Source organism: Chitinophaga sp. H8, from assembly GCF_040567655.1.
Taxonomy (GTDB): Bacteria; Bacteroidota; Bacteroidia; order Chitinophagales; family Chitinophagaceae; genus Chitinophaga; species Chitinophaga defluvii.
Genome location: NZ_JBEXAC010000002.1, coordinates 394,058 through 409,883 on the forward strand (window position 1 = coordinate 394,058; position 15,826 = coordinate 409,883).

Sequence of the window (15,826 nt, forward strand, 5' to 3'; positions counted from 1 at the left end):
GCTTTTTCTCTAATAAAAAAACCCGGCGCCATTGTAAGGGCCGGGTTTTAAATAAACGCAAGTCTTTTTATACTTGTTTTACTACATACCATGCCCAGGATACTTCTTTAATACAAAGCAATCCTTTCGCATACTGTTATCACTCTTTCGTGATAAGTATATACGTATACTAGCTCTCTCTCTGATTTCTTTTACTATTATCATTTCAGTTTGCTATAAAGCAAAAGGTCCCGGCAATTCCTGCGGGACCTTTTGTTTTTATCGCTTGATAACTTCTTTTGTTAACAATTGGTGCAACATGCCCGCAACGCTCCTCTGACCTGCTTCTTTTGCTTACAGGACTTCGCATAAATAATATATGTTGAATGATGTTGCATTTTTTTATCTATAACTGTTGCAAAGATAATTTTTATTTTTCTGATTACACAACATTCTATCCTACATTTTTTGTGGACTTAACAATTTATTTACTTTTTCCGACACTACTTCTCATTCCCTACTCCCCATACCTCCTGCAGTACTCCTTCTTACTTTCTCAGGACACTGGTTACTATCATCTGCTGCAGTACTCTTATGCCTGATTATCAAACAAACTTAGCTGTACCTGTGGCCGCCGGAACAGTTCCGTATTGAACTCAAAACGTTCCTGGTTCAGGCCATTTTTCTTGGTATGGACCCGGAACTGCTGCCGGATAATGTCTGCTACATTACCTGTCCCCCGCATTCTCCTGCCAAATTCACTATCATTTACCTGCCCCCCATGCATCCCTTCTATCAGGTGCCATACCTTATCCGCCCGGTCCGGGAAATTCTTATATAACCAGTCATTAAAAATAATCTTCACCGCATCATTCAATCGTACTACAGTATAACCAGCGTATTTAGCGCCATTTTGGGCTGCCAGCTCCAGCAGATGGGGCACTTCATGATCATTCAGGCCTGGTATCAGCGGCGCCGTCATCACTCCTACTGGTACGCCCAGTTCACTCAGCTCCTTCACCACCTTTAAACGCTGTGCGCCTGTGGTAGTCCGTGGCTCCATTTTCTGACGCAGGTCTTCCTGCATGGTCGTCAGGGATACATACACACATACCAGGTTATGCTGCGCCAGCTGCTGCAACAGGTATTTATCCCGAAGTACTAATGAGTTTTTGGTGATAATCCCAACCGGTTGTTTGTATTGCAGCGCTATATCCAGCAACTGACGGGTGATCCACATTTTCCGCTCCACTGGCTGGTAGCAGTCTGTATTACCAGAAAGCGAGATAGGCTTGGGTACCCAGTTTTTATTATCCAGGAATTTACGCAGCAGTTCCGGCGCATTTTGCTTTACAATTACCTTCCGTTCAAAATCCAGCCCTGCACTGAAGCCCCAATACTGGTGCGCATTACGCGCATAACAATAAATACAGCCATGCTCACAGCCCTGGTAAGGATTCATAGAATACCACATCCCTACATCCGGGCTTTCTACCTTATTCACCAGTGTTTTAGCATGTTCTTCCAGGATGGCAGTGGGGACATCTGCCTGCCACCATTCATCTATGCCCTCTGTATATTCCTGGGTATATTCCCCTTTCAGGTATTTATTTTTAGGATTCAGCTGTGCACCCCGGCCTTTATAATATGGGTTCTCTGGTACACCTTCCTGGAAAGGCAAAGTCATACACTAATATTTTTAGTAAAACTAGCTAAATATATTAGTATTTTAAAATAATAGTTTACCGATAAAAAAAGAATACATGCCCAGGGAAGGTATGAACCTCCGCCACGTGCCTGCGGCATTACCTCATCAGATAATATCCATCTGTTTCATCAGGAAGGTGGCATTCTTATTCCGGGCAATGCCTTCCCGGATCAGGTAATCAAAATACAGGTGATCCTCACGGATAGTGCTCTCAAAGCAATAATTTCTGATCTGCGCGGGGTAGGCCGTTTCCAGGCTGCCCAACTCCAGATCGTGTGTAGCGATCATACCCAGGCAGTTATATTGCAGGAAATGTTCTATCAGACTGCGGGAGCCGGACAATTTATCTTCAGAATTAGTGCCCTTCAGAATTTCATCAAGGATAATAAACACGCGTTCGCCACTTTGCAATACTTCAATAATACGTTGCAAACGCTGTAGTTCTGCCTGAAAATAAGAGGTATGTTTGGCAATAGAATCCTTGATACGCATAGAGGTCATCATCCGCACCGGGCTACATGTAAATGAGGCCGCACATACCGGGGCGCCACACATGGCCAGCAGCAGGTTAGTACCTACACTCCGCTGGAAAGTACTCTTGCCGGACATATTGGAACCGGTAATAATCAGGAACTGTGCCTTTTGCCCGATCGTTGCATGATTCTTCACACATTCATTTTCCGGTATCAAGGGATGCCCCAGACTGGTAGCTTCCAGCATAGCCGGTGATTCCTGTAATACAGGAAAGGTGTACTGCGGATGATTAAAGGCGAAAGTTGCCAGGCTGTTCCATACTTCCAGCTGTGCAATAACATCAAACCAGCCCACTGCTTTATGCTGGTAACGTACTTTCCACCTTTCCAGGTTAAAAATGGTGTGCAGGTCATACAAAAAGATGGAGTTGAGAACGATCGCTACCAGCACATTTACCCGCTGATCCAGCGCATTACTGATCCGTCCCAGCCGGTGCAGGGCATGACCTGCCTCTGCTGCTATTTCCTGCTGCTGTTTCAGGAGTGTGATATTACCCACTGGTTCTTTCTCTATCAATTTCAATAGCACTGCAAACTTATGCAGGATCTTCTCCTTGTTGGACATCCATTGATGCTGATTATTCACCTTCTTAATGTTCCATAGCAGCACTGCCCAGTTAATGACCAGGAAAATAAAAGCCGGCATAAAATTGCCGGTGTACATGAAAAGTATAAGACTCACCAGCAGTAATGCAGGGCTTGCCCATATCAGTAAATGCAATCCTTTTTGCTGTAAAAACTCCAATGGCAGATCTAACCAGTAGAGGAGAGAAGGTTTATCTTCTTTACCCTCCTTCGCGAGTATTGCCTGTGCGGTAAGTAGCTGGCGAAATTCAACTTTACCTGTCAGCTCCTGCACTACCTGCTGAGTGCTGACAATAGCCGTTACTTCTGCCATAGGTTTACGCAGGGTAGCCGCCAATAATTCCCGCCCGCTGAGTGTACCGGTCCTGTTGATATATTGATACAAGGAAGCAGGACCAAATACATCCAGGTCGCCAGCAAAGTCATGCTGATCATCTATAAAATCGCTGCCATCTTCAAAAGTGGATCTATAGGTAGTAGCCTGCAACAGTTCTTTCTCATTCAGGTCTAATAATGTTTTCAGCAGATTCAGATCATCTTCATTCTTTTGATATTGCGCAATGGAATAAACGAATAATCCCAATCCTGCCAGACATGGAAGCGACCATGCTAATGGCAGGTTCCAATGAAAATAAAAGTATCCGCAAATTGCGGCCAACAGAAAAGCTGCCAGGCGGCCCCAGGACAACCAGACGGACTTACGCCTGGCTGCAGCTACCTGTACCTGTAATTGTGCTATTTTTTGCTGATATACTTCCTTGGGATGCATAAGGTAATTTTGTTCCGGGTCAACAGTTAAATAATTCTCATTTGCTTCATCAGGAAAGTAGCATTTTTATTACGCGCCACCCCTTCGCGGATACGGTAATCGAAATACAGCTGATCATGCTGGATCGTGCTTTCAAAACAATAATTCCTGATCCGCCCCGGATGCACTGTTTCCAGATGCCCCAGTTCCAGGTCGTGCGTGGCAATCATACCCAGACAGTTATAGTGCAGGAAATGTTCTATCAGACTACGGGAACCGGATAGTTTGTCTTCTGAATTTGTTCCTTTCAGGATCTCATCCAATATAATAAAAACGCGGCGACCGCTTTTAAGTACCTGTACAATATGCTGCAACCGCAGCAGTTCTGCCTGAAAGTAAGAAGTATGCCGGGCAATGGAGTCCTTGATCCGCATGGAAGTCATAATATGCATTGGGCTGCATGTAAAAGTAACAGCACATACCGGTGCCCCACATAATGCCAGCAACAAATTACTGCCTACACTACGTAGAAAAGTACTTTTCCCTGACATATTAGAGCCTGTAATGATAAGGAAATTCGCCTGCTGTCCGATGGTACAGTCATTGGTAACACATTCTTCAGCAGCTATCAGCGGATGTCCCAGCCCGGTTGCCTTCAATGCCGTATCCTGCTCACTTACTACCGGAAACGTATACTGCGGGTGATTAAACGAAAATGTTGCAAAGCTGTTCCACACTTCCAGCCGGGCCACTACATCCAGCCAGCTATCTACCTGGTGTTCATACTGCTGTTTCCATTTTTCCAGGCTAAACATACAATGCAGTTCATAAAGGAAGAAGGTATTTAATACAAATCCTACTGCCATATTATTCCGTTGGTTCAGGGCATTGCTAATGCGGGACAGCCGTGCCAGCGGTGCTGCTGCAGCCACGGCTAAGGCTTGCTGCTCCAGTAATAAAGTGCTGTTGCCAAAAGATTCTTTTTTTACTAACTGCAACAGCTGGGAAAATTTTTGCAGGATCTTTTCCTTACCGGAAATCCACTCATGCTGTTTACTGACTTTTTTGCTATGCTTCCTTAGCAGCAACAGATTTACCACTACCAAAAAAAGTGCGGGGTAGTAGCTTCCTCCATAGACATAAAACAAAATGGCGCCCCATAGCAAAACAGGCAGTCCCCAGCTTAAAGCATATAATAATTTATTGGGTAAAAATTCCAATGGTACCTGCAGCCAGTGGCGGATAGCCTGTTTATCCCCGGCCCGTTCATCAGACAGTGTAGCCTGTGCGGTAAGTAACTGGCGGAAATCGACTTTACCTGACAAGGTTTTGATCACCTCCTGCGTAGCACTAATTGCGCCGGCCTGCTGCAAAGGAAATTGCAGTGCCTGTGCCAGTTGCTCACTTCCGGAAAGGCTGCCCGTACGGTTGACATATTGATACAGGGAGGATGGCCCAAACACATCCAGGTCCCCGGAAAAATCATGCTGTTCATCTATAAAACGGCTACCATCTTCAAAAGTAGCCTGGTGCGTAGTTACCTGCAACAGCTCTTTTTCGTTCAATTGGAGCAATACCTGCAGCAGCCTCAGATGATCCTGCGCTTTTTGATAACGTGCTACAAAAAAAGCAAAGCCGGCCAAAAAAGCCAGTACCCCCAGCAGCCAGCTCCACTCCATATTGTACCAAAAATAGAGGTATCCACAGCACAGGGCTGCCAGAAAACATACCAATCTACCCAGCGCCAACCAGGAGGATACTCCTTTGGCGGTTGCAATCTGTGCCTGAAACTGAACGATTCTCTGCTGGTAAACATTTCCGGGTTGCATAGTATTTTCTTAGTGCCTGCTATCAGCTATATTGTCTTTTCAACAGTTCAGGATGATCCTGGCTTACCTTCATCAACAGTTCGCCAAAGAGGGTATTAGCCCAGGCAAACCATTTCCGGGTAAATTTCGTAGGGTCATTTTTATGATAAGATTCATGGATAAAACCGGTATCGCCATCGGTATTACGCAGCGCATGCAGGCATTCTGCAATCTCTTCCTTATCATTGGAAGTAAGCGCCCGCATAATAACGCTCATAGGCCATATGTAATCTTCGCCGGTGTGTGGGCTACCTACACCATCACCATATTTCCCCCGGTAAAACCAGGGATGAAAGCTGCTCCATACAAAATGACGGGAAGCCTGGTATAAAGGATCAGCAGCAGTAGTATATCCCAGGTAAGGGATGGATAGCAAACTAGGTACATTAGTATCATCTATAAATAAGCGATTCCCATATCCATCTACCTCAAATCCATACATATTGCCCAGCTTAGGGTGTTCTACAATAGCATAAGCTTTAATGGCCCTGTCCACTTCATCGGCCAGCATAGCACATTCTTTGGCAAAGGCAGCGTCCTGCAGCACGTTATCACTGATCTCAGCCAATTGCTGCAGGGATACTACCGCAAACATGTTGGAAGGGATCAGGAAAGGGAATACCGTAGCATCATCAGACGGGCGGAAGATAGATACAATCAGCCCTACCGGCAACATAGGCGCCCCATAACCGGAATTAGGCACCGTATCTGACTGCCAGGCAGTAACCCGCTGAAATTTATAAGGTCCTTTCCCTTCCTTGCGCTGCTGCTCCTTAAATGTTTTTACGATCAGGCGCGCTGCTTTACGGTAATTATCATCAAACACCTTGGTATCTCCGCTTATTTTCCAGTAATGATAGGCCAGGCGCACCGGATAACACAATGAATCTATTTCCCACTTGCGCTCATGCAGTTCCGGCTTCATATCTGTCAGGTCCTTTTCCCATTCACTACCGGTAGGACCATCATTGAAAGCATTGGCATAAGGATCTATCAGGATGCATTTCGTCTGACGGTTAATCACCCCTGCCACCATTTGCTGCAGTTTGGCATCATCCTTTACCAAAGGCAGGTAAGGCCATACCTGTGCAGAAGAATCCCTCAGCCACATCGCATTTATATCCCCTGTGATCACAAAGGTATCCGGACGGCCATCTATCATTTTAAAATTGACGGTGGTATCCAGTGTATTGGGAAAACAGTTTTCAAACATCCAGGCCAGCTTAGGGTCTGCTATTTGTTTTTTGATGTTTACAATGGTTTTTTCTACCGCTTCACTGGTAAATTTACGCTGGGACAACGGAGGCCGTTGTGAGGTATAATTACTCTTCCCAAAAACCACCTTTGGCAGTCCTAGCCCTACGGCTCCCGCCAGCACACTGCTGTTGCGTAAAAAATCTCTTCTCGATGTCATAACAAGTATTAAAATTTACGATGCTGTTTTATCCTTCCGCTGCTAACAGGGGTGTAAAATAAAGAAAATGGACCATTTAGTAAGCTATTAGCTGTTAGCTCAAATGCAGCGAAGGTGAGGAACGGTTAGTTTTTAGCTCAATGCAGTGGATGGAGGAGCGATTAGCTTTTAACTTAAATGCAGCGGATGAAGGAGCTTTAATGAGTTGCTCGCCTATGGGTTAAAATTGTACCAGGTTACGGTTTTTGTGATACCCTTTTTTATAGCCTTTTATGCTTTATCCATGCTCTATCTATGCTTTTACTATGCTCTAACTATGCTTTAACCATGCTCTAAGGTAGGCTTGGCTTGCCTTTTTCTTCTCCAGAAAGCACTTTACATGCTAACCTTTAGATACTATTATGACTTTACACAAATAGATAAACAGACTAAGGGCTAAAGACTAAGGGTTAACCGCTTCTCTCCTTCGCTGCATTTGAGCTAACAGCTAACCCGCTAATAGCTAACCGCTTAAAAAAAACCTCCAGCCTGTATTTAAACAGACTGGAGGTTTTGTCTAAATGAGCATATCAGCGTTTTTAAGGCCTTATAATGCGGTAATTACATATTGCGGCGGTATTGTCCGCCTACTTCGTATAATGCGTGTGTAATCTGCCCCAGCGAACAATGTTTCACTGTTTCCATCAGCTCGGCAAATAAGTTGCCATTGTTAATGGCTACCTGCTGTAGTTTTTTCAAGGCTGCGGCACTTTTATGCCCATGTCGTTGCTGGAAAGCCGTTAAGGTACTGATCTGGAACTCTTTTTCTTCCCTGGTAGAGCGGATCACCTCTGCTGGTATAATGGTGGGAGAACCATTCTTATTGAGGAAGGTGTTTACCCCTACAATCGGAAATGCGCCGGTATGCTTTAAGGATTCGTAGTAGAGGCTTTCTTCCTGGATCTTATTCCGCTGGTACATACGTTCCATTGCTCCCAGTACCCCACCCCGTTCTGTAATACGGTTAAACTCCATTAACACCGCTTCTTCCACCAGGTCTGTCAGCTCTTCAATAAAGAAAGATCCCTGTACCGGGTTCTCATTTTTCGCGGTACCCAGTTCACGGTTAATGATCAGCTGTATAGCCATGGCCCTCCTTACACTTTCTTCTGTAGGAGTGGTGATAGCCTCATCATAAGCATTGGTATGCAGGGAATTACAGTTATCATAAATCGCGTACAATGCCTGTAGCGTAGTACGGATATCATTAAAGTCGATCTCCTGTGCGTGCAGGCTGCGTCCGGATGTCTGGATATGGTATTTCAGTTTTTGGGAGCGGTCATTTCCTTTATACTTGTACTTGATTGCCTTGGCCCAGATCCTTCTGGCTACCCGGCCTATCACCGCATATTCGGGATCCATCCCATTGCTGAAAAAGAAAGACAGGTTAGGCGCAAAATCGTCTATATGCATACCCCGGCTCAGGTAATACTCCACGTACGTGAACCCATTAGACAAGGTAAACGCCAGTTGGGTAATCGGATTAGCACCTGCCTCTGCAATATGATAGCCGGAGATACTTACAGAATAGAAATTCCTTACCTGCTGGTGAATAAAATATTCCTGTACATCGCCCATTAATTTCAGGGCAAATTCTGTAGAAAAGATACAGGTATTCTGCGCCTGGTCTTCTTTCAGGATGTCTGCCTGAACAGTACCGCGCACGGTGCTCAGCGCCTGTGCTTTTATCTTTTCATACACTGCCTTGTCCAGCACCTCATCACCGGAAATACCCAGCAACTGTAAGCCCAGGCCATCATTGCCAGCTGGCAGCTCACCATTATAGTGCGGTAACGCCTCGTTCTTAAATTTCTCTTTTATGGTAGCGGCTACTTTTTCGGTAAGGTCATTCGCTGCAATATATTTTTCGCATTGCTGATCAATGGCTGCATTCATAAAAAATGCCAGCAGTATAGGTGCCGGACCATTAATGGTCATGGACACCGATGTTTTAGGATCACAGAGATCAAAACCGCTGTACAATTTCTTAGCATCATCCACTGTGGCAATGCTCACCCCGGAGTTGCCCACCTTGCCATAAATATCGGGGCGGTAAGCAGGGTCTTCTCCATAAAGGGTTACGCTGTCAAAAGCGGTAGACAAGCGTTTTGCCGGCTGATCCAATGACACATAGTGAAAGCGCTTATTGGTCCTTTCCGGTCCGCCTTCTCCGGCAAACATGCGGGTAGGGTCTTCGCCCTCCCGTTTCAACGGAAATACCCCAGCCGCATATGGGAACTCTCCCGGCAGGTTTTCTGTAAGCTGCCAGCGTAGTATATCTCCCCAATCCTGGTATTTAGGCAGGCTTACTTTAGGAATACGGGAGTGCGATAAGCTTTCAGAAAACAAAGGCAGTTTGATTACTTTATCCCGCACCTGGAATTCATAAAAATCGGCGGTAAACTTTTTCACCAGCGCAGGCCATCCTGTTATCAGGGCTTTGCAATCTGTATGCAGTTCCTGCTCCAGGTGTTTTTTGATATCAGCCAGTGGTGCTTCCGGCACACCCGGCATCTTCATCACCCCCTCCAGCTGATACAGCTTGGAAGCCAGGGCGCATTGTTCATTTACCCATTTGCTGTAATCTGCAATAGCTTCTGTTATTTCTGCCAGATAGCGTACCCGTGCAGGTGGAATGATCTGTGATTTGGTAGTGGTAGATTTAATACTTTCATGTGCCAGTGTACCAAATGCAACACCAGTCTTTGCTATTATTTTTTCCATCACCCGTTCAAACAGCAGGTTAATACCCGCATCATTAAACTGGGAAGCAATGGTGCCTACTACCGGCAATTCATCTTCTTTTGCTTCCCATAAAGTGTGGTTACGTTTGTATTGTTTACGCACATCATGCAATGCATCCAGTGCACCGGCTTTATCAAACTTATTGATTGCAATTACATCTGCATAGTCCAGCATATTAATCTTTTCCAGCTGGGAAGCCGCTCCGTATTCCGGTGTCATTACATACAGCGACACATCGCAGTAATCAGTAATAGCCGTATCGCTTTGGCCAATACCGGATGTTTCCAGGATGATAAAATCAAACATGGCCAGTTTGCAGATATCGATAGCTTCCTGGATATGTTCGCTGATGGCCTTATCACTTTCGCGGGTAGCGAGAGAACGCATATAAGCTCTTGGGTGGTGGATTGCATTCATCCGGATACGGTCGCCCAGTAAAGCCCCTCCTGTTTTCTTCTTGGAAGGATCCACAGAAATTACGGCTACCGTTTTATTATCGAAATGGGTTAAAAAGCGGCGTACCAGCTCATCTGTCACACTACTTTTACCAGCACCACCTGTACCGGTAATTCCTAATACAGCGCCAGCCCAGCCCTTTTCACGTGGGGCATCTTCCACCACTGTGCTACCGGCTACCGCAGGAGAACCAGCCAATGATTTTTGTTTTATTTTCTGTCCGTTAAGTAAAGGTACGGGCATTCCGTTTTCTGCCAGGGTGATAGCACGGGCAATAATTTTGGCATCCTTTTCTTTACGCAGCAGGGCAGGATCATCCGCACCGCTGCCTTTGGCAAATGGCTGCTGTTCAAAATCACATTGCCGGATCAGGTCCTCGATCATACCTTCCAGCCCCATATGCCGCCCGTCGTCCGGAGAGTAAAGCCGGGTAATACCATAAGCGTGCAACTCTTCAATTTCGGTGGGCAGAATGGTACCACCACCACCACCAAAAATCTTAACATGTCCGCTACCTTTTTCTTTCAGCAGGTCATACATGTATTTGAAAAATTCCACGTGCCCACCCTGATAAGAGGTAATCGCAATACCCTGTGCATCTTCCTGGATCGCGCAGTCTACAATCTCTGCGGCAGAGCGGTTATGTCCCAGGTGGATCACTTCCGCGCCTTTAGACTGCATAATGCGGCGCATAATATTAATAGCAGCATCATGGCCATCAAACAGCGCTGCGGCAGTAACAATACGAACTTTATGTTGCGGTGTATATGACATATAAATAATCAGTTTTTGCTGTCAGCCACCAGCCGGCAGCATACCATACAGAATATGCAAGTTACGAAAATAGCAGCGGTACCGCGCTCCTCAGCCGCAAAGCCGCAGAAATAGAATAGATTGAACAGGAAGGAAAACTTGTTGGAAATTATTCAAGTGATATGGAAAGTAGTTAACAATTGTTAAAGCCTTCCTGCCCTTTCAAACAGGGATAAGATGCTTTTAAATACCTGAAAATCATTCCCCTACCAGTATATTACGCAGCGGCAGCGATCACTGTTACTGTTCCATTTTCAGTTTTGTGATCACTTTCTGCCCTACCAGGTTGCCTTGCCGGGTACCTTCGGCTACCGCCGGGCGGAAATGGATACCTCCATACAGCCGGCTGGTAGCTGCATCATCGCTGGCTGCTATAAACGACGGAAATTCCCGTTCCGGCAATCCAAATTCCACTTCGGAACTATCCCGGAAATGGAATGGCTCTCCATATAACTGTGTGAGCACCGTAGCTGCCGCTGCGGAGGCCACACTATGCCCACTGGTATATTCCGGGAAAGGGGGTGTTTGCAAATGAGGTTTCCAGTTTTCATCCATGTACTTATTGATCACTGTTTCCGGGCGTATCAGGTTGCTCCTGAATTTTTCGTCCCAGCATACAATGAATGCATCAGACAGGGCGATGGCCACCTTGGCATAAGTACAAACCGTTTTTGCAAAATCGGCTTTGGCATTTTGAGCAGCTATACCGCAGATATTGATCCAGTGCCCTCCCGGGGTGATCTTTTTAGTAGCAAAAGAAACGTGGCCGCTAAGATTAACTTTATATGGATTGCAATCCCAGAAATCCGCGCTGTTGATCTGCTCCTCCGTAAGCGTATTGCCAATGGTGTAAATCTCGTTTACCATCCGGTAAAAACCGCTGCTGGTATCTTTCATATTGAATACCGGTGGGCGTGCAGCAATAAACTCACTGGCAGTATCCAGTACAAAGGGGCGCAGTTCATTCCAGTGTGGTTCTATGGCAGCCATATAGGCCGGCGGGGTAGGTGTCCATCGGCCTTCTTCCTCCGTTACTGTATATTTTCCCCCGGCACGGGTCTGCGCATATTGGTCCCCTTTACTCCAGCCCAATATAGCTGCGGACACCTGCTGGCCATAAGCTACCGTGCTTTTGAGCATATCGCCTGGCATACCCGCTGCCACTGCTTTTGCTTTCAGGCTATCTATCGCTGCCTGCAACCTGTTTTCCGAAAAGATCATGGCTTTTCCCGTAGTCGCCATAGCAATCATTGCCGCCAGGGGAAAATCTATCATTGCAGGCTCACTAGGTGCGGGGGTAGGTGGCAACCCATGTAACTGACCTGCCAGTGATTGGTACTGCTGCCCGCTGTGCGCCATCACTTCATACCCCGCAATAGTAGCATAAGCATAAATACGGCAAGCTACCGGCGGAGAAAAGATGTCATGTACAATTACATCCGTCAGCTGCTTTACTGTTTGTGAATACAGTAAAGGATGATGCAAGCTTTTGTTGTCATAGGGCGGTGATGATTTACAGGCAAATAACAGTATTGTTATGGCCCCTGTTGTCACCAGGCATTTAATATATCGCATATTCAATGATTCCTTGAAAAGAAAAGCAGGCGGTTGTTATTCCGGCTTACTACAAATAGTTGCTGGCCATTGATAGTTCGCAGCATTTTCACATCTCTTACTTCTCCACTCACGTTCCAGCCAGATTTCAATACGGGTAATGCCTCCCATCCTTTTCCTCCGCTACTCAACAACACACTTCCTCCATTAGCATCATACCGCCCTTCATAAGGCAGTACGCCATAAAAATTACCACCTGTTATCAGATCAGGTTTTCCATCCATATTCACATCTCCTGCATAGATAGCCATTACGGGTGACCACTGCGCCGGAGCAGGTAATGCCGCCGGGGTAAACTTCCCTTTTTTATTGTTCCACAAAACGCAGGACTGCAAAATAGTAGCCTGCATTTTTCTTGCAGTATCCAAACCACGCCCAAAAACCTGCTCTACCGTTTGTCCGGCAAAGCTTTTATAGGTGGTATACTTTTTCCTAATAATTGCCGGCAATTGTTTTTCCAGTTCTTCTTTTCCTAAAAACGTGTAGTATTTACCGTTGTTGGCATAACTCATGATCTGATCCGGCACAGTATTACCATCCATATCAGCTACATACAATCTGAGGGGGTATTGCATGCTTGCCTTCAGCTTGGAATTGGTGCCCCAATTACCCAATACAATATCCACTGCACCATCTCCATTCAGATCAGCAACCTGCATGGATTGCCACCAGCCCGTGTAATCCTGTAAGCCGGTATTGGCAGTAATCTCTGTGAGCTTTCCTTTGACGTTGTGAAATATTTTTACCGGCATCCATTCCCCTGCCACCAGCAAATCCGGCCAGCCATCATTATCTATATCTGCCCAGGCAGCAGTAGTGATCATACCTGCATATTGTACTGCCGGCGCTGCTTTGTGAGTGATCACCGTAAAATTCCCTTGGCCGTCATTTTCCAGCAGGAAGCTTTCGGGAACAGTGCCATAATGCTGGGAATGTACGCGTCCGCCTATAAACAAATCCAGATCGCCATCCCTATCAATATCAGCAGCACATACCACCGACTTATTACCGTAGAGGGCTGGTAACCCATCCGATTTATGAAAACGGCCTTCTCCGTCATTGATATATAACCTATCCAGCAACTCCGGCGCATTGCCCCAAAATTCGTTGCCCCCACTTACTACATAGAGGTCCGGCAGCTGGTCGCCGTTCACATCAACCAGCAAGGCCGCCACATCTTCGCTCCCTGCATCCTTACCTAACACGTCTTCACTTACGCTGATAAAATTACCATCAGCCTGCTGCATCAATAACTTACCTGCTTGTCCCCGGGCTCCTCCGGCATAAAAATCATCCAGCCCATCTCCATTGATATCTCCTACTGCCAGTTGCGGACCGCTAGTGGATTGCTGATGCGGAATAAACAGCTGCCGGTTAAAATCTATAAACCCGTTTTCCTTATGCTGATAATCGATGGTGATACTATCCGTTACATCTACAAATAAAGGCGCACTATCTTTCCCACCTGGCACAAAAGCAGCATTCCCATTTTTGGCGGCCCTTTTATCCAGCGTTAATGTCTGGTCTACCTTTACATTGGTGAGTAATTGTACGGTATTATCCGGCCACACCACTTCCAGGCTATCTACCACCCTGTCTTCTCCCAGGCCGAATAATACTCCCGGCGCTACACTGCTTTCAAACCCACGGGTAAGCATATGGTAACCAAATTGTGTGCGTGTTTTTGTTTTAACCGCCACTTTAGCCCCAATACCGGCCGTATTCCCCCCCTCCCCTCTAAACATAATTTGCAGGTAATGATATCCGTTTATTTCCCTGGCTTTGTTGCGGTAGATACTTGCCGGTGCGTTAATGCGGTTTACTACCAGGTCCAGATCGCCGTCATTGTCCAGATCAGCATAGGAAGCTCCGTTAGACCAACCAAGTTCGCTCATGCCCCAGCTGGCAGAACGATCATTGAACACCAGACTGTCGGTACCCTGAAAAATATAATTATGCCATTTGCCTGCCGGCATTTGTTCCAGTACTGTCTTATCCAGTTTATGAGAAGTGCGCATGGATTGCTGCAACTGGCCATTATCAATGTATTTAATATAGTCAAGATCGTTAGGCCTTCGCACAATCCCTGCGCTGACAAAAATGTCTTTCCGGCCATCGTTGTCAAAGTCGGCCATCAGCGGGCTCCAGCTCCAGTCGGTTGCAGCCACACCGCTGTACAGTGCAATATCACTAAAGTGGGTTCCTCCACCGGTATTTAGCTGCAAACAATTACGGGAATACTGATAATGATAGCCAAAGTTCTTCTTGTAATTATAAATATCCAGGGGATCATCTCCACCAGACGATTTCAATACCTTTTCATCGTCTGCCAGCATATCCAATGTCATGATATCCGGCCACCCATCATTGTTCACATCTGCAATATCCGACCCCATAGAGAACCGGCTTTCATGTTCCAGTGCGGTTGTATTTATTTCCCGGAAAGTGCCATTTCCGTTATTGAGGTAATAGTAATCATTTTCGTGAAAATCATTGCTGATATACAAGTCCGGCCAGCCATCATGATTCATGTCTGCTACTGCAATTCCCAGCCCATATCCGATAGCACTGCTGTAAATGCCTGCCTCCTGTGTTACATCTACAAAATAGCCGCCTTCATTACGGAACAGCTGATCACCTGCTATAGCACTTTTTACGCGGCGTATGGACGTATCGCTGTAATTCGCATTGCTGTGAACAGAATGCTTGAGCAGGTACATATCCAGATCACCATCTTTATCATAATCAAAAAAGGCAGCCTGGGTGCATAATCCCTGTACATTTATGCCCCATCGGGCAGCCTCTTCTTTAAAGGTTCCATTCCGCTGATTGATGAACAATTGATTTGTGGATGACAGTCCCAGGTACCCACCTACCGTACAAACATAAATATCCAGCCAGCCATCGCCATTTACATCAGCCATTGTTACCCCTGTAGTCCAGCCAGCCTTACCAGCCACACCTCCTTTGGCGGTAATGTCTTCAAATTTTAAATTGCCTTTGTTCAGGTATAATTTATTGCCGCCCTGATTAGCCGTAAAATAGATATCCGGTAATCCATCCTGATTGATATCCCCGATAGCTACACCACCACCATTATAGAAGTACAGATAATCCAGGATACCGAGGGAGTCTGTATCCTCCACTTTGTTTACAAAATCAATACCTGTACCTGCTGGCGGCAACTGCTCAAAGAGGGGCATAGCAGTATGTGTGCAGGAAGTGATCAAAAACAATAGCGCGATGACAGTTATACTCCGGTAGCGTTTTGCCTGTCCCGGAAGAACAATACGTGGAAATAACAAATGCATTTAGATCAGGTTA

7 protein-coding genes are annotated in these 15,826 nt (G+C 46.0%); all 7 read right to left on the reverse strand.

The genetic code is table 11. From position 1 onward, the window contains the following. Positions 1–571: 571 nt before the first annotated feature. The 7 genes from ABR189_RS15400 to ABR189_RS15430 all read right to left on the reverse strand — a co-directional run bounded on the left by ABR189_RS15400 (position 572) and on the right by ABR189_RS15430 (position 15,813). Positions 572–1,666, reverse strand: coding sequence for a PA0069 family radical SAM protein (locus ABR189_RS15400; RefSeq protein WP_354661408.1), 1,095 nt, complete (start codon positions 1,664–1,666; stop codon positions 572–574). 126 nt (positions 1,667–1,792) lie between these two features. Next, complete coding sequence (locus ABR189_RS15405) at positions 1,793–3,574, reverse strand: MutS-related protein (protein WP_354661409.1); 1,782 nt, start codon at positions 3,572–3,574, stop codon at positions 1,793–1,795. A gap of 26 nt (positions 3,575–3,600) precedes the next feature. Next, complete coding sequence (locus tag ABR189_RS15410) at positions 3,601–5,382, reverse strand: MutS-related protein (protein WP_354661410.1); 1,782 nt, start codon at positions 5,380–5,382, stop codon at positions 3,601–3,603. Positions 5,383–5,404: 22 nt separating this feature from the next. Beyond that, entirely contained in the window at positions 5,405–6,835 is a 1,431-nt protein-coding gene (locus ABR189_RS15415) for a glycoside hydrolase family 125 protein (protein WP_354661411.1), read from the reverse strand. 600 nt (positions 6,836–7,435) lie between these two features. Next, positions 7,436–10,849 carry a methylmalonyl-CoA mutase family protein gene (locus ABR189_RS15420; RefSeq protein WP_354661412.1) on the reverse strand — a complete coding sequence of 1,138 codons (3,414 nt, stop codon included), beginning with the start codon at positions 10,847–10,849 and terminating at the stop codon, positions 7,436–7,438. Between the two features lie 279 nt (positions 10,850–11,128). Next, the gene (locus tag ABR189_RS15425; RefSeq protein WP_354661413.1) at positions 11,129–12,463 is read right to left on the reverse strand and encodes a vanadium-dependent haloperoxidase; all 1,335 of its coding nucleotides are present in this window, start codon (positions 12,461–12,463) and stop codon (positions 11,129–11,131) included. Between the two features lie 2 nt (positions 12,464–12,465). After that, positions 12,466–15,813, reverse strand: coding sequence for a VCBS repeat-containing protein (locus ABR189_RS15430; RefSeq protein WP_354661414.1), 3,348 nt, complete (start codon positions 15,811–15,813; stop codon positions 12,466–12,468). Positions 15,814–15,826: the final 13 nt, after the last annotated feature.